At 59.2% G+C, this 24,909-nt stretch carries 21 protein-coding genes and 1 tRNA gene; 8 read left to right on the forward strand and 14 right to left on the reverse strand.

Annotation, left to right across the window (positions count from 1 at the left end; genetic code table 11):
- Positions 1 to 41 precede the first annotated feature (41 nt).
- On the reverse strand, positions 42 to 4,769 hold the full coding sequence (gene gltB / locus JNB91_RS02395; RefSeq protein ID WP_430736232.1) for a glutamate synthase large subunit: 4,728 nt from the start codon (positions 4,767 to 4,769) through the stop codon (positions 42 to 44).
- 464 nt (positions 4,770 to 5,233) lie between these two features.
- Here gltB and JNB91_RS02400 point away from each other — a divergent pair, with 464 nt between their 5' ends.
- Positions 5,234 to 6,286 carry a threonine aldolase family protein gene (locus tag JNB91_RS02400; protein ID WP_220323931.1) on the forward strand — a complete coding sequence of 351 codons (1,053 nt, stop codon included), beginning with the start codon at positions 5,234 to 5,236 and terminating at the stop codon, positions 6,284 to 6,286.
- 15 nt (positions 6,287 to 6,301) lie between these two features.
- Here the strand turns inward: JNB91_RS02400 and JNB91_RS02405 are convergent, their stop codons facing one another.
- Positions 6,302 to 7,156 (reverse strand): LysR family transcriptional regulator, encoded by an 855-nt coding sequence (locus tag JNB91_RS02405; RefSeq protein WP_220324247.1) that lies wholly within the window; start codon positions 7,154 to 7,156, stop codon positions 6,302 to 6,304.
- Between the two features lie 103 nt (positions 7,157 to 7,259).
- Between JNB91_RS02405 and JNB91_RS02410 the strand changes: the two genes are divergently transcribed.
- The gene (locus tag JNB91_RS02410; protein WP_220323932.1) at positions 7,260 to 8,258 is read left to right on the forward strand and encodes a bile acid:sodium symporter family protein; all 999 of its coding nucleotides are present in this window, start codon (positions 7,260 to 7,262) and stop codon (positions 8,256 to 8,258) included.
- 87 nt (positions 8,259 to 8,345) lie between these two features.
- Here JNB91_RS02410 and JNB91_RS02415 read toward each other — a convergent pair whose 3' ends face one another.
- Both JNB91_RS02415 and JNB91_RS02420 read right to left on the reverse strand, forming a co-directional pair.
- Positions 8,346 to 8,828, reverse strand: coding sequence for an Hsp20 family protein (locus tag JNB91_RS02415; protein ID WP_220324248.1), 483 nt, complete (start codon positions 8,826 to 8,828; stop codon positions 8,346 to 8,348).
- Positions 8,829 to 8,957: 129 nt separating this feature from the next.
- Positions 8,958 to 9,314: a hypothetical protein gene (locus tag JNB91_RS02420; protein WP_220324272.1), complete on the reverse strand. Its 357-nt coding sequence runs from the start codon at positions 9,312 to 9,314 to the stop codon at positions 8,958 to 8,960.
- On the opposite strand from JNB91_RS02420, the gene JNB91_RS02425 reads away from it, so the two are divergent.
- Positions 9,286 to 10,272, forward strand: a complete 987-nt coding sequence (locus tag JNB91_RS02425; protein WP_223218028.1) for an alpha/beta fold hydrolase — start codon at positions 9,286 to 9,288, stop codon at positions 10,270 to 10,272. The genes JNB91_RS02420 and JNB91_RS02425 overlap by 29 nt on opposite strands.
- A 10-nt stretch (positions 10,273 to 10,282) precedes the next feature.
- Here JNB91_RS02425 and hisN read toward each other — a convergent pair whose 3' ends face one another.
- Positions 10,283 to 11,059, reverse strand: coding sequence for a histidinol-phosphatase (hisN, locus tag JNB91_RS02430; protein ID WP_220323934.1), 777 nt, complete (start codon positions 11,057 to 11,059; stop codon positions 10,283 to 10,285).
- A 337-nt stretch (positions 11,060 to 11,396) separates the two neighbouring features.
- Complete coding sequence (locus JNB91_RS02435; RefSeq protein ID WP_220323935.1) at positions 11,397 to 12,284, reverse strand: N-formylglutamate amidohydrolase; 888 nt, start codon at positions 12,282 to 12,284, stop codon at positions 11,397 to 11,399.
- A 180-nt stretch (positions 12,285 to 12,464) separates the two neighbouring features.
- Here JNB91_RS02435 and cpdR1 point away from each other — a divergent pair, with 180 nt between their 5' ends.
- Together cpdR1 and JNB91_RS02445 are read left to right on the forward strand one after the other, a co-directional pair.
- Entirely contained in the window at positions 12,465 to 12,830 is a 366-nt protein-coding gene (gene cpdR1, locus JNB91_RS02440; protein ID WP_112457710.1) for a response regulator CpdR1, read from the forward strand.
- 213 nt (positions 12,831 to 13,043) lie between these two features.
- Positions 13,044 to 13,118: transfer RNA gene (locus JNB91_RS02445), tRNA-Val, on the forward strand.
- 127 nt (positions 13,119 to 13,245) lie between these two features.
- Here the strand turns inward: JNB91_RS02445 and JNB91_RS02450 are convergent.
- Positions 13,246 to 13,446: a hypothetical protein gene (locus JNB91_RS02450; RefSeq protein ID WP_220323936.1), complete on the reverse strand. Its 201-nt coding sequence runs from the start codon at positions 13,444 to 13,446 to the stop codon at positions 13,246 to 13,248.
- A 237-nt stretch (positions 13,447 to 13,683) separates the two neighbouring features.
- Between JNB91_RS02450 and JNB91_RS02455 the strand changes: the two genes are divergently transcribed.
- Positions 13,684 to 13,920 (forward strand): hypothetical protein, encoded by a 237-nt coding sequence (locus tag JNB91_RS02455; protein WP_220323937.1) that lies wholly within the window; start codon positions 13,684 to 13,686, stop codon positions 13,918 to 13,920.
- A gap of 90 nt (positions 13,921 to 14,010) precedes the next feature.
- On the opposite strand, the gene JNB91_RS02460 is transcribed toward JNB91_RS02455, so the two are convergent.
- From JNB91_RS02460 to JNB91_RS02475, 4 genes are all read right to left on the reverse strand, one after another.
- Positions 14,011 to 14,184, reverse strand: a complete 174-nt coding sequence (locus tag JNB91_RS02460) for a DUF1328 domain-containing protein (RefSeq protein WP_112457707.1) — start codon at positions 14,182 to 14,184, stop codon at positions 14,011 to 14,013.
- A 73-nt stretch (positions 14,185 to 14,257) separates the two neighbouring features.
- On the reverse strand, positions 14,258 to 15,298 hold the full coding sequence (locus JNB91_RS02465) for an ABC transporter ATP-binding protein (protein ID WP_220323938.1): 1,041 nt from the start codon (positions 15,296 to 15,298) through the stop codon (positions 14,258 to 14,260).
- Positions 15,295 to 16,830: an ABC transporter permease gene (locus JNB91_RS02470; protein WP_223218029.1), complete on the reverse strand. Its 1,536-nt coding sequence runs from the start codon at positions 16,828 to 16,830 to the stop codon at positions 15,295 to 15,297. The genes JNB91_RS02465 and JNB91_RS02470 overlap by 4 nt, the downstream gene beginning before the upstream one ends.
- A gap of 110 nt (positions 16,831 to 16,940) precedes the next feature.
- Complete coding sequence (locus JNB91_RS02475) at positions 16,941 to 17,954, reverse strand: iron ABC transporter substrate-binding protein (protein WP_220323940.1); 1,014 nt, start codon at positions 17,952 to 17,954, stop codon at positions 16,941 to 16,943.
- 158 nt (positions 17,955 to 18,112) lie between these two features.
- Between JNB91_RS02475 and JNB91_RS02480 the strand changes: the two genes are divergently transcribed.
- Both JNB91_RS02480 and JNB91_RS02485 read left to right on the forward strand, forming a co-directional pair.
- Positions 18,113 to 20,182 (forward strand): ATP-dependent helicase, encoded by a 2,070-nt coding sequence (locus tag JNB91_RS02480; protein WP_220324249.1) that lies wholly within the window; start codon positions 18,113 to 18,115, stop codon positions 20,180 to 20,182.
- Between the two features lie 126 nt (positions 20,183 to 20,308).
- Positions 20,309 to 21,190 (forward strand): DMT family transporter, encoded by an 882-nt coding sequence (locus tag JNB91_RS02485; protein ID WP_346269250.1) that lies wholly within the window; start codon positions 20,309 to 20,311, stop codon positions 21,188 to 21,190.
- A 45-nt stretch (positions 21,191 to 21,235) separates the two neighbouring features.
- On the opposite strand, the gene JNB91_RS02490 is transcribed toward JNB91_RS02485, so the two are convergent.
- The 3 genes from JNB91_RS02490 to JNB91_RS02500 all read right to left on the reverse strand — a co-directional run bounded on the left by JNB91_RS02490 (position 21,236) and on the right by JNB91_RS02500 (position 24,776).
- A complete protein-coding gene (locus JNB91_RS02490; RefSeq protein ID WP_220323941.1) occupies positions 21,236 to 21,982 on the reverse strand; it encodes a F0F1 ATP synthase subunit A in 747 nt (248 codons plus the stop codon).
- A 257-nt stretch (positions 21,983 to 22,239) separates the two neighbouring features.
- A complete protein-coding gene (locus JNB91_RS02495) occupies positions 22,240 to 22,974 on the reverse strand; it encodes a DUF1003 domain-containing protein (RefSeq protein ID WP_220323942.1) in 735 nt (244 codons plus the stop codon).
- A complete protein-coding gene (locus tag JNB91_RS02500) occupies positions 22,971 to 24,776 on the reverse strand; it encodes an ABC transporter ATP-binding protein/permease (RefSeq protein ID WP_220323943.1) in 1,806 nt (601 codons plus the stop codon). The genes JNB91_RS02495 and JNB91_RS02500 overlap by 4 nt, the downstream gene beginning before the upstream one ends.
- Positions 24,777 to 24,909 lie beyond the last annotated feature (133 nt).

The following is a 24,909-nucleotide window of genomic DNA, read 5'->3' on the forward strand; positions in this document are numbered from 1 at the left end:
TGATATGACAATGTCATATCACAATGTTTCCATCCTTTAAATTACTCCGCTGCGACGCCCATCCGCATGCGTTCCATCTCGACCAGCGCGCGGCGATATTCGACCGGCATGACCTTGCGGAATTTCGGCCGGAACTCGCTCCAGCGATCAAGGATATCCTTGGCGCGGGTCGAACCGGTGTAGTGCATGTGGTTGGAGATCAACTGATAGAGACGCTCTTCGTCGTGGCGCGTCATGTCTTCGGAAACGTCGACACGTCCCTTGTGCATGATGTCGCCGCCGTGATGATGCAGCTTCTCCAGCATGTCGTCTTCTTCCGGAACCGGCTCGAGCTCGACCATCGCCATGTTGCAACGCTTGGCGAAATCGCCCTTCTCGTCCAGCACGTAGGCGACACCGCCCGACATGCCGGCCGCGAAATTACGGCCCGTTTCGCCGAGAACGACGACGATACCGCCGGTCATGTATTCGCAGCCATGGTCACCCACGCCTTCGACAACCGCGATCGCACCCGAGTTGCGCACCGAGAAGCGCTCGCCGGCGACGCCGCGGAAATAGCACTCGCCCGTCGTCGCGCCGTAAAGCACAGTATTGCCGACGATGATCGAGTTTTCAGCGACGATCTTCGAGTTTTCCGGCGGACGCACGATGATCCGGCCACCCGACAAGCCCTTGCCGACATAGTCGTTGCCGTCGCCGACGAGATCGAAAGTGATGCCGCGGGCGAGGAAGGCGCCGAAGGACTGACCGGCGGTACCCGTCAGCGTCACATGGATCGTGTCGTCCTTCAGACCCTTCTGACCCCAACGCTTGGCAAGTTCACCCGAAAGCATCGCACCGGCAGAACGGTCGACGTTTTTGATCGGTACTTCGAAGACCACAGGCTCCTTGCTTTCAAGCGCCGCGGCAGACTTCTCGATCATTTTGCGGTCGAGAATATCGTCGATCGGATGCTTCTGGCGTTCGGTCCAATAGGTGGCAGCCTTCGGAGCTTCCACCTTATGGAAGATTTTTGAGAAATCGAGGCCCTGAGACTTCCAGTGCGCCAACATCTCATCCTTCTCGAGCAGGTCGGAAAGGCCGATAATGTCGTCAAACTTGGTGAAGCCGAGCGAGGCCAGGATTTCGCGCACTTCTTCGGCGACGAAAAAGAAGTAGTTGATGACGTGTTCCGGCGTACCCTTGAAGCGCTTGCGCAGAACGGGGTCCTGGGTGGCAACGCCCACGGGACAAGTGTTCAGATGGCACTTGCGCATCATGATGCAGCCGGCAGCGATGACCGGGGCCGTCGCGAAGCCAAATTCGTCGGCCCCGAGAAGCGCACCGATGATGACGTCGCGACCGGTCTTCAGTCCGCCATCGACCTGCAGGGCGATACGCGAACGAAGGCCGTTCAGCACCAGCGTCTGCTGGGTTTCGGCAAGGCCGATCTCCCATGGGCTACCGGCATGCTTGAGCGAAGTGAGCGGCGACGCACCCGTGCCGCCGTCGAAACCGGCAACCGTGATATGGTCGGCGCGCGCCTTGGCAACACCGGCGGCAACCGTGCCGACGCCCACTTCAGACACCAGCTTGACCGAGATATCCGAAGTCGGGTTGACGTTCTTCAGGTCGTAGATCAGCTGCGCCAGATCTTCGATCGAATAGATGTCATGGTGTGGCGGCGGCGAGATGAGGCCGACACCCGGCGTCGAGTGACGGGTCTTGGCGACGGTCGCATCGACCTTGTGACCGGGCAGCTGACCGCCTTCGCCGGGCTTTGCACCCTGCGCCACCTTGATCTGCAGCATGTCGGCATTGACCAGATATTCGGTCGTGACGCCGAAGCGGCCGGACGCGATCTGCTTGATCGCCGAACGTTCCGGGTTCATCGAACCATCGGGCAGCGGCAGGTAACGATCGCTCTCTTCGCCACCCTCACCGGTGTTCGACTTGCCGCCGATCTTGTTCATGGCGATCGCGAGCGTCGTATGCGCCTCACGGGAAATCGAGCCGAAGGACATCGCACCTGTCGAGAACCGCTTGACGATATCGACAGCCGGCTCGACCTCATCGAGCGACACCGGATTGCGGCCGAGCGCTTCCGCCGACTTGATCTTGAACAGGCCGCGGATCGTGTTCATCCGAACCGAGGTCTCGTTCACCATCTGGGCGAACTCGCGGTAGCGATCCTGGCTGTTGCCGCGAACGGCGTGCTGCAGGGTCGCAACGACATCAGGCGTCCAGGCGTGGCTTTCGCCACGCATGCGGTAGGCATATTCGCCGCCGATATCGAGCGACGAGGCGAGAACCGGATCCTTGCCGAAGGCCGATGCATGGCGGCTGACGGTTTCCTCGGCGATTTCGGTGAGGCCGATGCCTTCGATCGAAGTCGCCGTGCCGAAGAAATACTTGTCGACCAGCTCGGAATTCAGGCCGACCGCATCGAAAATCTGGCCGCCGCAATAGGACTGGTAGGTCGAGATGCCCATCTTGGACATGACCTTGAGGATGCCCTTACCGACCGCCTTGATATAGCGATAGACCATCTCGCCGGCATCGACTTCCTTGGGGAACTCGCCGCGCATATGCATGTCGGTCAGCGTGTCGAAGGCGAGATAGGGGTTGATCGCTTCCGCGCCGTAACCGGCCAGAAGACAGAAGTGATGGATCTCGCGCGGCTCGCCGGATTCAACGACCAGACCGACCGAGGTGCGAAGCCCCTTGCGGATCAGGTGATGGTGCACGGCAGCCGTCGCCAGAAGCGCAGGGATGGCGATGCGATCCGGGCCGATCTGGCGGTCGGACAAGACGATGATATTGTAGCCGCCCTTGACCGCAGCCTCGGCGCGCTCGCAGAGACGATCGAGCATTTCCGGCATGCCTTCGGCGCCGCGCTCGATGTCATAGGTGAAGTCGAGCGTCTTGGTGTCGAAGCGGTCTTCCGTGTGGCCGATCGAACGGATCTTTTCCAGATCGCCATTGGTCAGGATCGGCTGGCGCACTTCCAGACGCTTGGCATTCGCCATGCCTTCATGGTCGAGAATGTTCGGACGCGGACCGATGAAGGACACGAGGCTCATGACGAGCTCTTCGCGGATCGGGTCGATCGGCGGGTTCGTCACTTGCGCGAAGTTCTGCTTGAAATAGGTGTAGAGCAGCTTCGACTTTTCCGACATCGCCGAGATCGGCGTATCGGTTCCCATCGAACCTACCGCTTCCTGACCGGTCGTCGCCATCGGCGACATCAGGATCTTGGTGTCTTCCGAGGTATAACCGAAAGCCTGCTGGCGATCGAGCAGCGAGACGTCGCGACGCAGCGCGCGCGGCTCCACCGGCTTCAGATCTTCGAGGATAAGCTGGGTGCGATCCAGCCACTTTTCGTAAGGGTGACGGGTTGCAAGCGTCGTCTTCAGCTCCTCGTCGGAGATGATCTGACCCTTTTCCATGTCGATCAGCAGCATCTTGCCCGGCTGCAGACGCCACTTCTTGATGATCTTATCTTCCGGCACAGGCAGCGTACCGGCCTCCGATGCGAGAATGACGCGATCATCGTCGGTCACGAGATAACGGGCCGGACGCAGACCGTTACGGTCGAGCGTAGCACCAATCTGCTTACCATCGGTAAAGCAGACGGCAGCGGGGCCGTCCCACGGCTCCATCAGGGCAGCGTGATATTCGTAGAACGCCTTGCGCTCCTTCGACATCGACTGGTTACCGGCCCATGCCTCAGGGATCAGCATCATCATCGCATGTGCAAGCGAATAGCCGCCACGCAACAGGAATTCGAGCGCATTGTCGAAGCAGGCCGTATCCGACTGGCCTTCATAGGAGATCGGCCAGAGCTTGGAGATATGATCGCCGAAGAGCGGCGAAGACACTGAAGCCTGACGCGCCGCCATCCAGTTGACGTTGGAGCGCAGCGTGTTGATTTCGCCGTTATGCGCAACCATGCGGTACGGGTGCGCCAGCTTCCAGGACGGGAAGGTGTTGGTCGAGAAACGCTGGTGAACCAGTGCGACCGCCGTCTCGAAACGCGGGTCGGCAAGGTCCTTATAATACGCGCCGACCTGATAGGCGAGGAACATGCCCTTGTAGACGATGGTCGAGGACGACAACGAAACCGGGTAGAAGCCGGTTTCCTGTCCGCCGAACTGGTCATAGATACGGTTGGAAATCACCTTACGGACGAGGAAGAGCTGGCGCTCGAACTCGGCATTGGTCGCGGCATCGCGCCCTGCACCGATAAAGACCTGCAGGTGATAGGGTTCGGTCGCCGCGATATCCGGCGCCTTCGAGAGCGATGAATTATCGACCGGCACATCGCGGAAGCCGAGGAACTGCTGCCCCTCTTCGGCGATCACATCGATGATGACCTTCTTGAAATGCTCGATCTGCTCGGCATCGCGCGGCAGGAAGAAGTGACCGACAGCATATTCGCCGGCCTTCGGCAGCGTGATGCCCTGCTTGGCCATTTCTTCGCGGAAAAACCGATCCGGGATCTGCACCAGAATGCCTGCGCCGTCACCCATCAGAGGGTCGGCACCGACAGCACCGCGATGCGTCAGGTTCTCGAGGATGAACAGGCCGTCCTTGACGATCTGATGCGACTTCTGGCCCTTCATATTGGCAATGAAGCCGACGCCGCAGGCATCATGCTCGTTGCGCGGATCATAAAGACCCTGGGCGGCAGGAATGCCGGACGCGACGAAAGGCACACCCTCCACGGCTTTCGCCGAGGCTATGTCGGTGGGACAGTGCTGATCTAGAACCTTCTTCGTCATCGTCATTCCTCCTGTTGGCCGCTATCTTCAGCGAGCAAGGTGGCATCCCATCAAATCCTGGAGATGACAGCGCCATCACCAGTCACGCAACGGCGCCGCTCCAGCATCAGGCCGAGAGCCAATAATGACTCGAAGCCCAAACCAGATCGGCGTCAAATTCGGCGGCTCGACACGAGTTAAAAGCTGATCGCCGGATAAATTAGGACAGAAAAGCTGACCTATTTCTCAATCTGATATCGCATGATTTTAACGTTCTCACAAGGGTGTGTCTGCAAAAATCTGTAGGCGACGCGACAGTCCGTTACGCAAAACAACTAGGTTTGAGTAATTTAATTACGCAAAGCCGATCCGATAAACCCTTTCATTGCCATGCGAATAGGTCCACCCATCGGAGGCAGGCTTTACCGTTGCACGAAAGCGAAAAAGTCTTAATCTCCCGGCACCTCCCAACCACCCCAAGGTGTCAATTCATGTTCTTCGCCTCCGACAATTGGGCAGGAGCCCATCCTGCCATCAACGAACGCTTGTCGAAGGAATCGACTCGTTTCGCCGCAGCCTATGGAACGAGCGATCTGGATCGCTCCATCGAGCAGCGCTTCAACGAGATCTTTGAAAAAGAGGTCGCGGTCTTTTTCGTCGCCACCGGCACGGCTGCCAATTCGCTTTCGCTTGCCAGCATCGCCCGCGCCGGCGGCCTGACCTTCTGCCACACCGAAGCGCATGTGATCGAAGACGAATGCGGCGCGCCGGACTTCTTCTCCGGCATGCGCATGGTTGGCGTCGAAGGCCCGGCCGGCAAGATGCTGCCGGAAAATCTCGTCGAACGGATTGCACGCTATCCTCAGGACGCCGTTCACCATGGCCGCGCTGCCGCCGTCACCATGACCCAGGCAACCGAAGTCGGCACCATCTATACGCTCGACGAAATCGACACGATCTCGAAAATCGCAAAGCAGAACGGCCTGCCGCTGCACATGGACGGCGCGCGCTTTGCCAATGCTCTCGTTTCTCTCGGCTGCACGCCAGCGGAAATGACTTGGAAGCGCGGCGTCGATGTCCTGTCATTCGGCGGCACGAAGAATGGCTGCTGGTGCGCTGAAGCCATCGTTTTCTTCGACCCACAGCTTGCCAGGGACTTCGCCTTCCTGCGCAAGCGCACCGCACAGCTTTTCTCCAAGTCGCGCTTCATCGCGGCCCAGTTTGAAGCCTATCTGCAGGACGACCTCTGGCTGGACTTGGCCAAGCATGCCAATACGATGGCTGACCGCCTGCGCACAGGCTTTGGCTCGCTCAACAGCGCCCGCCTGGCATGGCCGACGCAAGCGAACGAAGTCTTCGCCGTCCTGCCCAAAGCCTCCGCCAAGGCAGCAGCCGAACAGGGTGCAAAATTCTACGACTGGCTGGAACCGCGCGACATGCCGGAAAAGGTCCGCAAGGACGAAGCCCTGATCCGCATGGTCACCTCCTTTGCGACGACCGAAGAGGATGTCGACCAGTTCCTGTCTATCTGCGCCTCGGCTTAAGACTAAACTCGATCCCTAAATCGATTGCGGGACGATCCGTGCCGCAATCAGGCTCGACAGAGCCTCGACCATCACCGCATCGGCGCCGCGCCGCGGGATCAGGACGAACTCCACATCTTCCAGCCTCGGCAGCCGATCGCCGGCAATTTCCCGCAGGCCTTCCGGCACCATGCTGCGCGGCTGCACCATAACTCCCATGCCCGCACGCGCCGCAGCCGTCAGCCCGCTCAGGCTGCCGCAGGTACAGACGACCCGCCACGCGAGCTTCTCCCGGTCCAGCGCCTCCTGCACTACACGACGGGTGATCGAGGGTGGCGGAAATGCGATCAACGGCAGAACCACATCCCTGGCCGGAGCGAAGTGCGGATCACGCGCAAGCCAGACCAGCGGCTCGCGATAGAGAAGCTTGCCATGCGTTTCGCCGACATGGCGCTTGGCCAGCACGAGATCGAGATCACCGGCATCCTGCATCTGGTTGAGAACGGCCGAGAGCGCCACCGTCAACTCCAGATCGACCAGCGGATGGAGACGAATGAAATCCTCCAAAATCCCCGTCAGCCGGTTGGCAACGACATCTTCCGACACACCCAGCCTCAGCCGCCCCCGCAGCCGGCTTTCACCGAAAAGCGACAGGACCTGACCATTGAGATCGAGCATTCCCCGCGCATAACCGACAAGCGCCTCGCCATCGGCAGTCAGCCTCACCTGATGCGTATCGCGAAACACAAGCTGACGTCCCAGCGATTTCTCCAGCCGCTGAATATGCTGCGTCACGGTCGATTGCCCGACCCCGAGCCTTGCTGCGGCCTCGGTAAAACTGCCGGTCCGCTGCAACATGAGAAAACTGTCGAGATGATGAAGGTTCAGCATCGCCATCGCAATTCATGATAACTGTTAGTTCTTGCATTCTACTTTGCGATAACAGAAATCGCAATCTTCCTACCCTTAAGGGCCAAGGCCCGCGGAGCATGTGATGAAGCGCTTTCTGCCCGATCTATATACGATGATGCTGCTGGGAACCGTGATCCTCGCATCCTTCTTTCCCATTTACGGCACCTGGGCAGAGTGGTTCGCGATTGCAACGGATATTGCCATTGGGCTGCTGTTCTTCCTGCATGGCGCGCGCCTAGCCCGCGACACCGTGGTTGCCGGCGTTCTGCACTGGCGCCTGCACCTGACCATCGTGCTCACCACATTTGCAGTCTTCCCGATCCTCGGCCTAGCTCTCGGCTTCATTCCTGAAAGCATCCTGCCCGCACCGCTCTATCTCGGCATGCTGTTCCTTTGCGTCCTGCCCTCGACCGTGCAGTCATCGATCGCCTTCACCTCGATGGCCGGCGGCAATGTCCCGGCCGCCATCGTCGCCGCATCCGGCTCCAACATTCTCGGCATGTTCCTGACCCCTGCCCTCATCGCACTGCTCCTGTCGACGACGGGCGGCGGCGGCGTTTCGCTTGATGCTCTGGAAAAGATTGCGCTGCAGCTGCTCGCCCCCTTCATTCTCGGCCAGATCCTGCAGCCCTGGATCGGCAAATGGATCCGCTCGAAGAAGACGCTGCTGATGCCTTTCGATCGCGGCTCTATCCTGATGGTCGTCTATCTCGCCTTCTCGACGGCCGTCATCGAAGGCATCTGGAAGACCTTCTCGATCACCGATATCGCCGTCGTCATCGGCCTCGATATCGTCCTGCTCGCCGCCGTACTCTGCATCACCATGTTCGGCAGCAGGCTGCTCGGCTTCAGCAAGGAAGACGAAATCACCATCACCTTCTGCGGCTCGAAGAAGTCGCTGGCATCAGGCGTGCCGATGGCAAACGCGATCTTCTCCGGCAGTTCTGCATCGATCGGTGCAATCGTTCTGCCGATCATGCTCTTCCACCAGATCCAGCTGATGACCTGCGCAGTGCTCGCGCAAAAATACGCCGAGCGGCTGAAGGCAAAGGAAGTGAAGGCGGAACCGGTAGCGGCCTGATCGGTGCCGGATACAAAAACGCCCCTCCCGTTTCCGGAAGGGGCGTCGGCTAGAAGTCCTTGATGGGAGGATCAGAGGACGAAAGCGTTAGTTTACCTGCTGCGGAGCAAGCTGGGCTTCGATCGTTTTGGCCGTGTCGCCGGCTTCGGCTGCAATCGAAATACGGCGGGGCTTCATCGCTTCCGGAATATTCCGGACGAGGTCGATGTGAAGCAATCCATTCTTCAGCGAAGCGGTCTCGACTTCGACGTGATCGGCAAGCTGGAAGCGCCGCTCGAAGGCGCGCTTGGCAATGCCGCGATAGAGATATTCGTTCTGATCGGCACCATCTTCCTCGGCCTTTTCACCCTTCACGGTGAGCGCGTGGGCCTGGAATTCGATCGACAGTTCCTTTTCGTCGAAACCGGCGACGGCCATGGTGATGCGATAGGTATTTTCACCGGTCCGCTCGATATTATAAGGCGGATAGCTCTGCCCCTGATCGCCAAAGTTGCGATTGTCGAGAAGATTGAAAAGGCGGTCGAAACCGACAGTGGAGCGGTAGAGGGGAGAGAAATCGACGTGACGCATAATGTCCTCCATTGAAGCGACGTTGCGGTTTTCATGTGGGCATCAACATCCCGTAATGGCGATGAAGACCCCGTTGAACAGACCCTTTCGGCGCCTGCAGAGTGAAGATGGGAATTGCCGCGACGCCCTTCAAGACCCCCATGCATCCGGGTTGTTTGACCAATGAATGCCGCATGAATGATCGGTTTTGCCGGGGTTCAGCACCAGCTTGATAGAAATAAGTTCTGGAAGGCGGCATGCCTCCATGGACCGAAGCAGCATTCGTCCCTTCGCTTCGGCCAGCCTTGCCGGAACCGCGCTGTCATCCCCGTGTCGCCGGTTCCGGCCTTCTTTTCCATAAGAACGATCGGCAAATTCGGCCCCACCACGCCCGAGACGCGCGGCCCAACCAAAAGCTGCAATGGCGACAGAAGCGATTTTGCTTGACCTATCACCATACTCGCCTAACGCTGAAATCATGAGCGAGAACCAAATCAGCCACGACATCCTTCGCCCCACGCCGGAAAACCCGGCGCCGGACAATTACTCCGCGGGCTACTTTACCGGTCATCGCGGCGTAAAAATCCGCTACGGGCTCTTCCGCTCGGATATCGTGCCGGCGCGCGGCACAATCGTGCTGCTGCAGGGTCGCAACGAATTCATCGAAAAATATTTCGAGACCATCCGTCAGCTGAACGCCATGGGCCTCTGGGTCGCGACCTATGACCTGCGTGGACAGGGCGGCTCTGACCGGTTGAAGAAAGACGGCAAAAAGGGACATGTCCAGCGCTTTTCCGATTACGAGAAGGATCTCGAGATCTTTCTGGAACAGGTCGTATTGCCGGATGCCCGCCTGCCCTTCTTCCTTGTCGCCCATTCCACCGGCGCGCTGATTGCCCTTTCCGCCGCACCGCGCTTGTCGAACCGGATCAGCCGGATGGCGCTGGCATCGCCCTATGTCGGCTTCCACGGCCAGCCGGCTTCGGAAAAATTCGCTCGCCCCCTGGCGCGACTGATGTCGTGGACCGGTTTCGGCGGTGTCCAACTCGGCGGAGACCGCCGACTGATCCCCTTCGAGGGCAACGGCCTGACCGGCGACCGAAAGCGTTTTGAGCGCAATCTCGAACTTTATCGAACCTTCGAGGACCTGACGGTCGGCGCTCCGACGGCACGATGGGTCCACGAGACATTGAAAGCGGCCTCCCGCGTTTCGTTGCAGTCGCACCTGATGGAAATCACCATCCCGACACTGATCCTGGCACCCGTGCTCGACGGCGTCGTGCCCTACCGCCTGCAGGAAAACCTGTCGCGGAATTTTCGCGCCGGGCAACTCATCCCCGTCACCGGCGGCAGGCACGAGCTGTTTCAGGAAAAGGATATCTATCGCGCCCAGGCCATGGATGCGATCGAGACCTTCATGCCGGGCCTGGATGGCGGCCTCGAAATGACCGAAACCGCCGCCTGAAGCCCTCTCTTTAGCGTCCGGCGAGCAGCGCCATCGCCTCATCGTAAACAGCTTTGGATCCAGCAGCGATGATATTGCCACCATTTTCCGGCCGACCGCCGTCCCAGGTCGTGATGATCCCGCCGGCCTGCTCGATGATCGGGATCAGCGCCCCGACGTCGTAAGGCTGAAGGCTGTTTTCGACGACGAGATCGACATGTCCCGCAGCAAGCAGCGCATAGGCATAACAATCGCAGCCATAGCGGAACAGACGCACCCTCTCTTCGACGGCGCGGTAGCGCTTCAGGTCATCGCCCTGAAAGATATGCGGTGAGGTCGTGAACAGGATGGCATCGGCAAGCGACCCGCAATCGCGCACCGAAATCTGCCGCTCGCCATCCGGCCCCGAATACAAGGAACGGTTACCGTCGGCAAAATAACGCTCGCCGATAAACGGCTGATCCATCATTCCCATGGTTGCACGCCCATTGGAACGGAACCCGATTAAAGTTCCCCAGACAGGCAGGCCGGAAATGAACGCCCGCGTTCCATCGATCGGATCGATCACCCAGACATGCTCGCGATCAAGCCCGACGTTCTCATGCTCTTCGCCGAGTATGCCATGCTCGGGAAAACGCTCCTGGATCAGCGCCCGGATAGCCGTCTCCGCGGCCCGGTCGCCTTCCGTCACGGGATCGAACCCTCCGGCCAACTTGTTGACGACAGAAATCCCGGTGCGGAACCGCGGCAGCGTCTCACCCTTGGCGGCATCGGCAAGTGCGTTGAAAAAATCGCGGTCTGGCAACATCGATAAGTCCTTGGCTTGGGAGATCAAAATGCATGGCAGGAACAGGAAGCATCCTTCTTAGGACCTCTTATTGCCAAAGAAAACCGCTTTTAATGCCGCGAGCTTAATCAGAAAGCCCAAAAATGACGCAAATTTAATCACATCATAAATATGCTTGACAAATGTGCATAACCAGCCCTAATCTCCTAATCACAGTCTTTGACTGTAAATACCCTCCTTGGGTGTTTCCTCCCTAGACTTAGCCGCGCGATGAGCGCGGTTTTTTTTGCCCGCAGAACGGCAAAGGCCGACGACAGCCCACGCTTTATGGAAAGACCTGTGATTTGAGGAAACGCGGCTATTCGGCCGCGAGCGCACCTGCGTCATCGGCGAATTCACCGACGAACTCCGCCATCTGCCGCATGAACGTGGAAAGCGCAGCAGCCACCAGCGGAAACTCCGCCTTCTTCTCCAGCGTCACCTCATCGACATAGAGGCTGCGGTTGATCTCGATCTGCAGCGCATGCAGGCCGCGAACCGGCCGACCGTAATGCTCGGTGATGAACCCGCCCGCATAAGGTTTGTTGCGCACGGCCGAAAAACCCATCTCGTCGAAGAAATGCAGCGCAGCGCGCGAAAGCTCCGCCGACGCACTGGTCCCGTAGCGGTCGCCGATGATGAAATCCGGCCGCACATCCGAACCCGAGAGACGGATATTTCCCGGCATCGAATGGCAGTCGATCAGAATACCCATGCCGAAGCGGGCATGGGTGCGCGCGATCAATTTGCGCAGGCAAGCGTGATAAGGTTTATAGATCGTCTCAATACGGGACAGCCCCTCATCGACGGAAAGCCGCTTGCGGTAGATTTCCATGTTCTCCGCAACGATGCGCGGGATCGTTCCGAGCCCCCCTGCGACCCTCATCGAGCCTATATTGACATAGGGAGGTAGCGGCCCGTCGAACATCCGCGGGTCCAATTCGTAAGGCTCGCGGTTGACATCGAGATATGCACGCGGAAAGTGTGCAACAAGAAGCGGAGCTCCCAGTTCAGGGGCGTCAGCAAAGAGCTCGTCAACGTAGTGATCGGCGGAACGCCGGATCGAAAGCGCGTCCAGATGGCTGCTCGCCAGGAAATCCACAGAAAAATGGTTGCCGCTATGCGGTGAATTGAAGACGAATGGAATTGTCTGCGCCGCCGGTTCCCTGACTTCAAACTCCCGAAAATCTCCCGCGGACTGATCCATCCTGCCTTTACCATGTCACGAACAAGTCTAATGTGGCATGTTGCCAGTTGCCCGACGCCAAGTCCATACTATGTATATCCCACCAAACGCCGTTCCGCGTCGGTTAAACGGAAATTTACCGTAAGCTGGCATTATGGAAGGCTCATACAACCTCAGGCATGCACGGATACGGTCCCGACGATGATACAGAAAATCCTTCTCGCCGAAGACGACAACGATATGCGCCGTTTTCTGGTGAAGGCACTGGAAAAGGCGGGATACAAGGTCGCCTCTTTCGACAATGGCGCCAGCGCCTATGACCGGCTCCGTGAAGAGCCCTTCTCGCTGCTTTTGACCGACATCGTCATGCCGGAGATGGACGGCATCGAGCTTGCCCGTCGCGCCACCGAACTCGACCCGGACCTCAAGGTGATGTTCATCACCGGCTTTGCCGCCGTTGCACTGAACTCTGACTCGAAGGCACCGAAGGACGCAAAGGTCCTGTCCAAGCCCTTCCACCTTCGCGACCTGGTCGACGAAGTAAACAAGATGCTCGCAGCGGCCTGAAAACATTTTTTCAGAATCAGACGAATAATCGAGGCGCCCCTTCTGGCGCCTTTTGCGTTTTAGGATCAGCACATTACCTCTCTCGGCACCCACACTTGCTCATCCACAGACACAAAACCCCGGAAATCCGGGCCCGTCAAAAAAACTTCGCATTTCTTCCAAAAAGCCAGTTGACGGCCCGATCACACTATGGTCTATGCGCCGACATCGGATGGGCGTGTAGCTCAGCGGGAGAGCACTACGTTGACATCGTAGGGGTCACAGGTTCAATCCCTGTCACGCCCACCATCCGAAACTTCGCAAGGCCTTGTTCTCACAGGGCCTTTTGCATTTCCGGAAGACCCGTAGATAGAGCCCGAGGTTCGGTCGAACCGACTGGGCGAGCCAACTCCGGCCAGCTCTGCCCACTCTCCGCTTATCCCTCCAGCTTCGTCAGAATCCACCTCGCAAACTGGACAAAATCTCTCGCCATCTGCGCCAGATCATCGATCATCAGTGATATCCGATGGTGAGCATAAATTGCCGCCAGCGTGAGAAGCAGAGCAATAAGCCACGGCCATATCGGCTTTCGCTTCGGCGGTGGCTTATCGCCTTCGGCAGACTTGCTGACGTTCATCAATTATCTCCTGAAAACGTCACGACGCATATCGCACCTATCGACAAACTCTGTCCGCCTCTGCGGAACGACAACAAATCGAACCGCATCCTTAATGTCGAATACCTATGCGATCCTGTAGCGACGAAACCTGCAAAAAAGCAAAAAATCTGCAAACCCTCGCGCCTAAATTACTGTTTGGTCATTTGTTTTGGGCAGTCTTCCACGCAACAGAGGCATCGACCCGAGAGAAGCAGGATGGCACAGTACAAATATTCTGAGCGCCTCGTTCAGGCCAATTCATGGGCCTTTGACCAGGATTACAAGCCTGGACAGCCCGTTACCAATGCAGGCATCTATCGCTGCCGGGCTTGTGGCGACGAGATCGTCGTCGACAAGGGTACTGCGATCCCGAAAAGCCATCACGAACATTCGCTTCTGGGGCCGGTCGTCTGGCAATTGCTTGTCTTCGCCCAGAAACATCCGGGGCGATGAAATCCTGATAGCTTCACCTCAACATGCGAAAGCCGCCCACAAGGGCGGCTTTGCTGTTTGGGAGGGTGTCCGGCGGTCACATGCCCACCGTCACATGATTGCACTGCCAGCCATCAGCGCGAGCACGAGGAAGATCAGGAAGATGACGAGGAACAGGAAGAACAGGATCTTGGCGATGCCTGCCGTTGCCGCGGAAACTCCCGAGAAACCGAGGAAGCCCGAAATCAGGGAAATGACGAGGAAAATGAGAGCCCATTTCAGCATGGATTTGTGTCCTTGATTGCGATGGGCAGATAACGTTTTTCCAATGTTCCCGGTTCCAATCCTTGGAACAAAATCAGCCGAATACGTGCGCCGTCCCCGAAATACGCAGGGCGATCTCCTGGCCGGCGATCACATCGGTCGAACTCGGGACTTCGATATTAAGGACGACACTCTCATCGTCGCGCAGGACGATGCGCATATCACAGGTCGATCCGCAGAAACTGGTCTCCACCACACGCCCGAAAACCACCCCTTCACCGTCCTCGCCGGCGATCGTGATCTGCTCCGGCCGCAGCATGATTATCCCTTGCCGTGCACACATGGCGGGATCGGATAGCGGCAGCCGTCCCAGCACGCAGTGGGCATGGCCATCCGTCATTTCTGCGGGAAGGATGATAGCCTCACCCAGAAACGCAGCCGTAGCCGGGTCTGCGGGACGTGAATAGACATCGCGCGGTCGACCGGCTTGCACGAGACGCCCGCCTCGCATCACCGCAAGCTGATCGGCAAAAGTCAGCGCTTCCGCCTGGTCGTGGGTGACGAGCAGCGTCGCAATTCCCTCTTGCCTCAGAACATCACCGATAGCCTTGCGCGTTTGAGCGCGCAGCCCCGTATCCAGCGCCGAGAACGGCTCATCAAGCAGCATCAGCCTCGGCTTGCGGGCAAGAGCGCGAGCCAGCGCAACACGTTGCTGCTGCCCGCCTGAGAGTTCATCGGGACGGCGCGCCAGCATCGAACGCTCCAGCCCGACCATTTCCATCAGCTCCGCAGCTCTTCGCTGCTTCGCCGACAGGTCTTCCGTCATGCCGAAGACGATATTGCCGGCGACGGTGAGATGCGGAAACAGGCATCCATCCTGCGCAACGATACCGATATTGCGCTTATATGCCGGCATCGCCGCCATGCCTTCCGCCATAGTGTCGCCGCCAATAAGGATGCGGCCGGCATCCGGTGCCTCGAAACCGGCAATCAGGCGCAGCAGCGTGGTCTTGCCGCAGCCGGATGGCCCGACAACGACGGTGCGGCTACCGCGTTCGACCATGAGGTCAATTCCGTCCAGCGCCACCACCGGTCCGAAACTTTTGCGAAGTGCCTGGATATCTACAAAACTCATCGGCCGGCGATCTTTTTTGATTGATGGTGGAGAAGCGCCGTCATCGGCAGCGAGAAGAGGATCATCAGCAGCGCATAAGGTGCTGCACCGGCATAGTCGATTTCACTGGTCAGTGCCCAGAAAGCCATGGCGAGCGTGCGGGTCCCGTTCGGTGCCAGCATCTGCGTCGCCGTCAGTTCATTCATGATACCGAGCGAGGAAAGCGCCACCGCGGCGGCGGCCCCAGGTGCCGCCAGCCTGATGGTCGTCGACCAGAGTGCATTGGCCGGCGAGCGTCCGAGGCTCGCAGCCGCCTGCTCAAGCTCCGCCGGCACTTGCGCGATGCTGGACCGAAGGCTGATCAGCGCCCGCGGCAGGAACATGATGACATAGGCAAGCACGATCGTCGCAACCGTCTGGTAAAGCGGCAGGGCGACCCTCACCGTAATCGTCACCAGCGCCAGCGCCACGACCACGCCCGGCATCGAACTGGCGAGATAATAACATCCCTCGATGATCCGGCTGCCGCGGCTCGGCCGACGCACCGAAAGCCAGGCGATGGGAACTGCCGCAAGCGTCGTTGCGATCCCGCCAACCACGCAGATAACCAGCGTCTGGCTGAGCGCCAGACCGATCTCGTTCATCCGCCAGATTTCCGAGCCACCGGCAAACAGCCAGCGCGACAGGGTGATGGCCGGAATACCGAGCGCGAAGACAACTGCCGCAAACGGCAAGAGCATGCAGGCATAACGCCAGCGGCCGAGAGAGGCCTTTCGCGACCGCCGAGCCACGCCGGAACCGATGCGGGCATAACGCCGGCGGCCCCTCAAGCCCGCATCGAAACCGAGCAGGACGAGGCAGCATAAAACCAGCACCAGAGCCAGCATATTTGCCGCTACGCCATTATAGGTCGACTGGAACTGGTCGACGATCGCGGTTGTGAACGTGTCGAAGCGGATCATCGCATAGAGGCCGTATTCGGCGAGAAGATGTAAGCCCACCAGCAGCCCGCCGCCGAGGATGGACAGGCGCAGTTGCGGCAGCACCACGCGCCGGAAAACCGCCGCATCGGAAAGACCGAGCGAGGCGGCCTGATCTTCGAGAGCCGGATCGAGAAGCCGAAGTGCCGCTGAAATCGGCAGATAGAGAAACGGAAAATACGCAGTGACGGAAATCGCGATACCGGCAGGCAATCCGTGAAAACCCGGCCATAGGCCGATCCAGGCGTAGGAATGCACGAAGGCCGGAATGGCGAGCGGCGCGACGCAAAGCGCCGACCACACCCTCGCGAAAGGCAGGTCGCTCCGCTCGGTCAGCCACGCCAGAGAGGTTGCGAGCAGCGTTGCAAGCGGCACGGTGAACAGCACCAACAGCAGCGTATTGGTCATCAGCTCGCCGACTCGCGGCCGAAAGATCATCTGCGACGCGGTCTCAACGCCGGTCACCGCCGTTGCCCAGAAAACGAAGCCCAGCGGCAGAAGCGCGAAAAATGCGATGACGACGGCAAGCGAAAAGGTTCCGCGCATCCCCGATCTGAAACGAGGCAGCGGCATGGAAAGCGGCTTGCTGTCGGCAATTGACGTCATGGTCGACCTGAATATGACGGGACACCGCAGCTAAGCCCTGTAGTGTCCCCACGCAACCGGAATCACAACCGCCCGCTTTAGAGCAGGCCGGCAGCCGTCATCATGTCCGTGACGTCGGCATTGTTCAGCGTTGAAGGCTCGACCTTCGGCGCCTGCAACTCATCGAGCGGCACCAGCGCCTTATTGGAAGCCTCACCCTTGCCGACGGCATATTCGTAGGATGTGCCGTCCCGCAGAACCGTTTGCCCATCCTTGCCTGTCAGCCATTTCAAAAAAGCCTGCGCCTGCGGCTTGTGCTGGGACGACGCCAGAATGCCGCCGCCGGAAATCGACACGAAGGCCCCCGGGTCCTCATGCTTGAAATAATGCAGAGAGACATTGTTGCTGTTTTCGCCGGTCTTCGCCTGATCGCCGAAATAGTAATAGTGGTAGATCAGCGCCCCTTCGGCCTGCCCGGTATTGACGGCCTTCATCGCAACCGAATTGCCGCGATAGGCCGCAAAATTTTTCTTCATGCCCTTCAGCCAGGAAGCCGTCTCATCCTTGCCCTTCAACTGCAGAAGCGCGCCGACGATTGCCTGGAAATCGGCACCCGATGGCGAGGCCGCCCAGCGCCCCTTCCATTCCGGCTTGGCAAGATCGAGCATCGATTTCGGCAGCGTGTCTTCTGAGAGCTTCGTCTTGTCATAGGCAAACACGGTGGAGCGCGCGGCAACGCCGATCCAGTGCCCATTCGACGGGCGGAATTGTTCCGGCACCTGTTCCAGCGTCGCCTTGTCAACCGGTTCGAACAGACCCTTGCCATCGACCAGCGCCATGGCCGGAGAATTTTCCGTCAGGAACACGTCAGCAGGCGAGTTCGCCCCCTCCTGCACGATCTGATTGGCGAATTCCATGTCGGAACCGTTGCGGATCGTCACGACAATACCGGTCTCCTCGGTAAAAGCGTCAGCCCATTCCTTCGTCAGCCCTTCGTGCTGGGCATTGTAGATCGTCAGGCTGTCGGCAACCTGAGCCGATACGGCGGAGGCAGAGGTCAGCGAGGAAACGGCGGCAAACGCGCCGGCCAGGAAAACGGTCGAACTTTTCACGAAAATCTCCCACGCGATAAGCGATCCACAATCGATAGCGAAAGGCGAGCGATGCGGTCAAGTTTGACCTTGAGCGCGCTGATCGGGACGGAATGAAGGCAAGCGGGTGCGAATCAGTTACAGCTAACGAACACATCGGGAACAACGTGCGGAATTTGATGTCGGTCGCCTATCTGGAAAAACTGAATGACGCCCAGCGCCGTGCGGTCGAGCATGGTTCGGACGTCCCGAATGGCGGCCCTGCGGGCCCATTGCTGGTGATCGCCGGCGCAGGCTCCGGCAAGACCAATACGCTGGCCCATCGCGTTGCCCACCTGATTGTCTCGGGAGCCGATCCGCGCCGTATCCTGCTGATGACCTTTTCCCGCCGCGCGGCCACCGAAATGGGCCGCCGTGTCGAGCGTATATGCAAGCAGGTGATGGGCGCGAATGCCGGCATCATGACCGATGCGCTCACCTGGGCCGGCACGTTCCACGGCATCGGCTCGCGGCTCCTGCGCATCTACGCCTATCAGATCGGCCTCGACCCGGACTTCACCATCCATGACCGGGAGGATTCCGCCGACCTGATGAACCTCGTGCGCCACGAATTGGGTTTCTCCAAGATGGAAAGCCGATTCCCGACCAAGGGCACCTGCCTTGCCATCTATTCCCGCGCGGTCAATTCCGAAACGCCGCTGGATGAGGTGCTGAAAAACTGGTTCCCATGGTGCCAGGCCTGGGAAAAGCAGCTGCGCGAGCTTTTCGCATCCTATGTCGAAGCCAAGCAGGCCCAGAACGTGCTCGATTACGACGACCTGCTGCTCTACTGGGCACAGATGATGAGCGAACCGTCGATCGCCGAGGATGTCGGTGCCCACTTCGATCACGTCATGGTCGACGAATATCAGGATACCAACCGGCTGCAATCTTCGATCCTGATGGGCCTGAAACCCGGCGGACATGGATTAACCGTCGTCGGCGATGACGCGCAGTCTATCTATTCGTTCCGCGCGGCGACGATCCGCAACATTCTCGATTTCCCCAATACGTTCGATCCGCCGGCCAATATCGTCACGCTGGACCGCAACTATCGTTCAACCAATACGATCCTTGCCGCTGCAAACGGCGTGATCGAGCTCGCCCGCGAGCGCTTCACCAAGAACCTCTGGACCGACCGCCAGTCGGAAGAGCGCCCTCGCCTCGTTGCCGTCAAGGACGAGACGGAGCAGGCCAATTACATCGTCGAAAAGGTGCTGGAAAACCGAGAGACCGGCATGACGCTGAAACAGCAGGCCGTGCTGTTTCGCGCCTCGCATCATTCCGGCCCGCTGGAAGTCGAACTCACCCGCCGCAACATCCCTTTCGTCAAATTCGGCGGCCTGAAGTTCTTGGACAGCGCCCATGTGAAAGACATGCTGGCGGCCCTGCGTTTTGCCCAGAACCCGCGCGACCGCGTTGCCGGTTTCCGGTTGATGCAGCTTATCCCCGGCATCGGCCCGCAGACCGCCGGTAAGATCCTCGATGCGATCGCGACCGACCCGGAGCCGCTCGCGGCACTACAGGAAATCCCCGCTCCGCCCCGTTCCGGAGCAGACTGGCCTGCCTTCATCGAAATGCTCACCGCTATCCGCAAGAACGAGGGCTGGCCGGCGGAAATCGGCACGGCGCGCGAATGGTACCAGCCGCATCTCGAGCGCGTCCATGAGGACGCAGAGACCCGCAAGGCCGACCTTCTGCAGCTCGAACAGATCGCATCCGGCTATACCTCGCGCGAACGCTTTCTAACCGAGCTGACGCTGGACCCTCCGGATGCGACCAGCGATCAGGCCGGCGTGCCGCTGCTCGATGAGGATTACATGATCCTCTCGACCATTCATTCGGCCAAGGGCCAGGAATGGCGCTCCGTCTTCCTGTTGAACTGTGTCGACGGCTGCATCCCATCCGATCTCGGCGTCGGCTCTACAGCCGAGATCGAAGAAGAACGCCGTCTGCTCTACGTGGCGATGACCCGCGCCAAGGACCATCTCCACGTCATCACCCCGCAGCGTTTCTTTGTGCATGGCCAGCATTCTCAAGGCGACCGGCATGTCTATGCCGCCCGCACCCGCTTCATTCCGGCAACGCTGTTGCAATTCTTCGAAACCTCCGCCTGGCCGGTGGTCGCCCCCATGTCCGATGCTGAGCGCCAGCATCGTCAACAGGTGCGAATAGACGTCACAGCCCGCATGCGCGGCATGTGGCGCTAGACGCGAAATCGCATACGGCCCAATACCGCAACGGCACTGCCATATGTGGCGAAAAGGCCATTTCCATTAGCAGCTGAAACCCTATAGGGCATTGCCGGAACGGCATGCCGCATGAGGAGACACGGGGTGGAGAATACGCAATCGATCGCAAAGGCGGCCGGATGGATGATGGCATCGATCGCCCTCTTCCTGCTCATGGCGGTTTCCGGACGCGAGGTCACACGCGAGATCGACGTTTTCCAGGCAATGGAAATGCGCTCGGTCATCGCCTTCGTCATGCTCCTCCCCTTCGTCTATCGTGAAGGCGGCTTCAAGGCCATGCGGACGGGCATCCTTCCGGCTCATATTGCCCGTAACATCGCCCACTATGTCGGTCAGTTCACCTGGCTGATGGGCATCACCATGATCCCGCTCGCGCAGGTGATCGCCATCGAATTTACCGCACCGATCTGGGCTGCCCTTATGGCAGCAGCTTTCCTCGGCGAACGCCTGACCTGGCGCAAATGCGTGGCGATCGGCTTCGGTCTGGTTGGTGTGCTGCTGATCATCAAGCCGGGTGCAGTGCCGCTTGATCCCGGACATCTGGTCGTACTGGGTGCCGCCTTCTTCTTCGCCGTATCCTTCATTGCAACCAAGTTCCTGACCCGCACGGACAGTGCCACGAAGATCATCTTCTGGATGCTGATCATCCAGTCGATTATCGGCCTCATCCCGGCGCTACGTGTCTGGACCTGGCCGTCAGCCGGCGTCTGGCCGTGGATCTTCATCATCGCATTCACCGGCACATTTGCGCATTTCTGCCTGGCGAAGGCCCTTTCCCACGCCGATGCGACGGTGGCGATGCCGATGGATTATCTGCGCGTGCCGCTATCGGCCGTCATCGGCTATTTCATGTATTCCGAAGGGGTGGACGCCTTGATGGCCGTCGGCGCGGCCCTGATCCTGACCGGCAACCTCTTCAACCTGCGCAGGCCTAACGCCGGTCGCATCCCGCAGACACCGGCGTGATCGGATGAAAAAGGCGCCGCCTATTCGACGGCGCCTTGAACCAAATCAATGGCCCGGATGCAGGGCATCATTGAGATACATGCAGGTCAGCATGGTGAAGACATAGGCCTGGATGCCGGCCATCATGAACTCAAGCGCGGTGATGGCGACCGTCATGAACAGCGGCAGGATAGCGCCGGCCATTCCCAGGGCACCGAACCCGCCAAGCGAAACGACAAAGCCGGCAAACACCTTCAACGTGATATGCCCCGCCAGCATGACCGCGAACAGTCGCACGGAATGGCTGACCGGACGCGAGATGTAGGAAATGATCTCGATCGGCACGATGATCGGTGCAAGCATCACCGGCACGCCCGCCGGCATGAACAGGCGGAAGAAACCAAGTCCGTTTCGCGCAATCCCATAGAGCGTGACGAGCGCAAAGACGAAGATGGCCAAAGCGAACGTCACCGCGATCTGGGCGGTCACCGTAAAGGCGTAGGGAAACATGCCGATCATGTTGGCAACGAGAATGAACATGAACAGCGAGAAGACGAAGGGAAAGAAACGCATGCCGCCTTCACCCGCATTGTCCTTCAGCACCTTCATGACGAATTCATAAAGCAGCTCGGCGCTGGATTGCCATCTGCCCGGCACAAGCGCTCTTCCACTGGTAGAAAACAGCAGGAATGCGCTGGCGATAGCAACAGTCAGCACCATGTGGGCGGATGCATTGGTAAAACTCAGGTCCACGCCTGCGATGCCGATATCGACAAGCGTCTTGATTTCGAACTGTTCAATGGGTCCGGCCATAATGTCCTCTGGAATGAAACGGACACGGCAGGACGCGATGCGCCGACAACGCGAATGCGCTGCCGGGCACGCGGACTTCGCGAACCGTTGAGACTACAGGATTGGGAAAGATATTCTCTGGCGGCATACCGATCTCGTAAGAGAGAAGGGGCCGTCCCCGGAACGTTTCAAGGCGCAGGTCGTCCAGCGCATCGGCTTCTTAGCGATGTCTGCGATCCGATGCAACGACCAACAAGCGACATCACGAGCTTGTTGCTCTAGCCCTTTCGCGGGTCGTCTCGCCTCTCCAGAAGCTCGATCTGGATCTGCTGCAATTCCGCCAGACGCTCCCATTGCTTGGCCATCTGGTGGTCGATCTTCTCGTGCAATTGCCGGATCTCAAGTTCGGCACGCAGGTTGATCATGTAGTCGTTTTCGGCGCGCAGCCGGTCTTTCTCTTCCTGCCGCTTCTGACTCATCATGATCACCGGGGCCTGCAGGGCAGCAAGGCAGGAGAGAACCAGATTGAGAAGAATAAACGGATAGGGGTCGAAAGGCTGGGCAAAGACGTTGACGACGTTGATCCCCATCCAGACCACCAGAATGGCGATGAAGGACAGGATGAAGGTCCACGAGCCGCCGAAGGACGCCACCTTGTCGGCAACTTTCTCACCGAAACTCGACTTCCGGTCGGCGGCCGCGGTGGAACTTGTCTGAACCGTCAGCGTACCCTTCTCAAAACTGTCCAGCACCTTCTGGTCGAGATCGGAAAGCTCGCCACGCTCCTCCTCCAGAAGCCTTTCGACATAGCGGCGCCGAAAGCGCGCAAGATCGTCGTCGCAGATCAGGCTGGTCGGTGCGCAATCTTTCACCTCCTCGGCGATCATCTCGTAGAGATGCGGCCTGAGACTGCCGGCCTTATGCAGCTTTGACAGCGGAAAGGTCCGGCCGCAGACGATGCATTGTCCCGTCTTGGCGTGTCCGTTTTTCGTCAGGGAAGAATGATTATTCATGCCGTCTCACTGTCGCTTGGGGCGCTGTCATGCCCGTTCCCATTCGCCCCGTTCGGTTGAAGCGGCGCCACATGGTAGATCTTCGGCTTGAACCGATTGGCAAAATCTTCCGAGCGACCGACATAGACAAGCGCCGTGCCCTCAAGCCCTTCGAGAACGCTGATCAGTTGCACGCGCACCTCCGGCTCCAGACCTTCCAGCACATCGTCCATGATCAGCCAGTCTGGTTTGCGCAGAACAGCATTGGCGACCTGCAGCGCCGCCTCCTCCTCCTTGTCGAGAACCCGATCCCAGCGCTCCACCTTGTCCAGTTGCTCGACATAACGATCGAGCCCCACCTGCAGCAGGGCAGCCTTCAAGGCGTCATCCGTGACGTCCGGAATGCCCGAAGGATAGGTCATCACATCCCGCAGCTTGGCGCTCGGCAGATATCCCTCCTGTGGCATCATGATCATCCTATCGGCCTGCGGCAGCAGGATCTCGCCCTTGCCCCAGGGCCAAATGCCGGCAAGCGCCTGGAAGAACAGATGTCTGTCCGTGCCGGGATCGCCGTTGACCATCACTTTCTCGCCGGGATCGACGCTGAAGCCGTCCTCCTTCAGCTTGATGCCATGACCGTCCGCGCCACGATCAGGCTCGCCATAAACCTCGACACCCTTGACCGAAAGCCCATCGGTTTCCGCCCCGTGCTTGTAGGTGATGACCTCGCCTTCCTGTGCCGGAGCATCGGCCATCAGCAGGGCATTGCGGAAGAAGGAAACGCGGGCAAGCGTTGCCCGCCAGTCGGCGATGACGCTGAAGTTCTGCACATACCAGCGCAGCGCCGTGTTCACCTGGTTGAACGCACCGACCGCCATCATCAGGCCGCCGAATGTCAGTTCGCCGGAAAAATACATCGGCGAAGCGATGATGATCGGCGCCACCAGCGCCAGCCAGCCGAAGCCGGACGAGACCCAGGTGAGATTGGTCAGCGCCCAGGCGAGCTTGCGCAGCATGTCGAGCACGCCGCCGATCGCGTCCTGCACACGGGCAAGCTCGCTCGGCTCGCCGCGGGCAAGCGTGATCGGCTTCAGGTTCTCGTTGGCGCGCACCAGCGCGGAGCGAAGATCAGCCTCGCGCGCATAACGATCGGCATTGAGCCTTGCCAGCATGCTGCCGACGACATTGCTGAGCACCGATCCGGTCAGCGCATAAAGGATGGTTGCCCAGAGCATGTAGCCCGGAATGACGACGTGATGACCGGCGATATTGAAGCCGAAATCCGTCGAGATCGCCCAGAGCACACCGATGAAGCTGCCGAGCAGGATGGTGGAGTTGACCAGACCGATCGCCAGCGCCGTGGTGTTCTCCGCCAGGATACGAGTATCCTCGTGCAGTCGCTGGTCGGGATTGTTGGCGATCGATCCTGCACCTGCGAGCTTCAGCGCCCGCCCCGGCGTCAGCCAGACATTGGCGAGATCGCGCGCCAGCCCCTCGCGCATTTTCAGCGCGGTAATCTGGTTCAGCCAAGTCTGGATCACGTTGAGCAGCGTCAGGCAGAAGGCGATAATGGCGAACACGCCGAGCTGCTTGAGGAAACCTGCCATGTCTCGCCGCTCGAGCGCATCGTAAAACGGACCGTTCCACTCATTCAGCCGATAGGTCGCATAGGTCGTCGCGATGATGATGATGAGCAGCGCAATCGCAAGCATGACCAGATGCCGACGCACCGGTGATGCCCAGAATGCTGCCATCATCATGCGAAGCTGGCCGGAAAGCGGAAGTTCGTAAGGTTCGGGTGCTGCTGCGGCCGCGTGAGACATCTGCGACTGGCTCCTCTCGCAATGTCATGACTCTATGCTTCCTGCAGACTTACCACGCGGTAAAGGGTTGTACAGGCAGAGCCGCTTCACCTTCGGTTTCCGCTTGTCATCACTTTATACTGGCAAACTATGG

This window comes from Aliirhizobium wenxiniae (genome assembly GCF_019511445.1).
Taxonomy (GTDB): domain Bacteria; phylum Pseudomonadota; class Alphaproteobacteria; order Rhizobiales; family Rhizobiaceae; genus Neorhizobium; species Neorhizobium wenxiniae_A.

What these genes read in the sequence shown, in the direction of transcription:
- gltB (WP_430736232.1), bottom strand. Translation starts at nt 4,769, where the DNA reads ATGACGATGACGAAGAAGGTTCTAGATCAGCACTGTCCCACCGACATA.
- JNB91_RS02400 (WP_220323931.1), top strand. Translation starts at nt 5,234, where the DNA reads ATGTTCTTCGCCTCCGACAATTGGGCAGGAGCCCATCCTGCCATCAAC.
- JNB91_RS02405 (WP_220324247.1), bottom strand. Translation starts at nt 7,156, where the DNA reads ATGCTGAACCTTCATCATCTCGACAGTTTTCTCATGTTGCAGCGGACC.
- JNB91_RS02410 (WP_220323932.1), top strand. Translation starts at nt 7,260, where the DNA reads ATGAAGCGCTTTCTGCCCGATCTATATACGATGATGCTGCTGGGAACC.
- JNB91_RS02415 (WP_220324248.1), bottom strand. Translation starts at nt 8,828, where the DNA reads ATGCGTCACGTCGATTTCTCTCCCCTCTACCGCTCCACTGTCGGTTTC.
- JNB91_RS02425 (WP_223218028.1), top strand. Translation starts at nt 9,286, where the DNA reads ATGAGCGAGAACCAAATCAGCCACGACATCCTTCGCCCCACGCCGGAA.
- JNB91_RS02420 (WP_220324272.1), bottom strand. Translation starts at nt 9,314, where the DNA reads ATGTCGTGGCTGATTTGGTTCTCGCTCATGATTTCAGCGTTAGGCGAG.
- hisN (WP_220323934.1), bottom strand. Translation starts at nt 11,059, where the DNA reads ATGTTGCCAGACCGCGATTTTTTCAACGCACTTGCCGATGCCGCCAAG.
- JNB91_RS02435 (WP_220323935.1), bottom strand. Translation starts at nt 12,284, where the DNA reads ATGGATCAGTCCGCGGGAGATTTTCGGGAGTTTGAAGTCAGGGAACCG.
- cpdR1 (WP_112457710.1), top strand. Translation starts at nt 12,465, where the DNA reads ATGATACAGAAAATCCTTCTCGCCGAAGACGACAACGATATGCGCCGT.
- JNB91_RS02450 (WP_220323936.1), bottom strand. Translation starts at nt 13,446, where the DNA reads ATGAACGTCAGCAAGTCTGCCGAAGGCGATAAGCCACCGCCGAAGCGA.
- JNB91_RS02455 (WP_220323937.1), top strand. Translation starts at nt 13,684, where the DNA reads ATGGCACAGTACAAATATTCTGAGCGCCTCGTTCAGGCCAATTCATGG.
- JNB91_RS02460 (WP_112457707.1), bottom strand. Translation starts at nt 14,184, where the DNA reads ATGCTGAAATGGGCTCTCATTTTCCTCGTCATTTCCCTGATTTCGGGC.
- JNB91_RS02465 (WP_220323938.1), bottom strand. Translation starts at nt 15,298, where the DNA reads ATGAGTTTTGTAGATATCCAGGCACTTCGCAAAAGTTTCGGACCGGTG.
- JNB91_RS02470 (WP_223218029.1), bottom strand. Translation starts at nt 16,830, where the DNA reads ATGCCGCTGCCTCGTTTCAGATCGGGGATGCGCGGAACCTTTTCGCTT.
- JNB91_RS02480 (WP_220324249.1), top strand. Translation starts at nt 18,113, where the DNA reads ATGTCGGTCGCCTATCTGGAAAAACTGAATGACGCCCAGCGCCGTGCG.
- JNB91_RS02490 (WP_220323941.1), bottom strand. Translation starts at nt 21,982, where the DNA reads ATGGCCGGACCCATTGAACAGTTCGAAATCAAGACGCTTGTCGATATC.
- JNB91_RS02495 (WP_220323942.1), bottom strand. Translation starts at nt 22,974, where the DNA reads ATGAATAATCATTCTTCCCTGACGAAAAACGGACACGCCAAGACGGGA.
- JNB91_RS02500 (WP_220323943.1), bottom strand. Translation starts at nt 24,776, where the DNA reads ATGTCTCACGCGGCCGCAGCAGCACCCGAACCTTACGAACTTCCGCTT.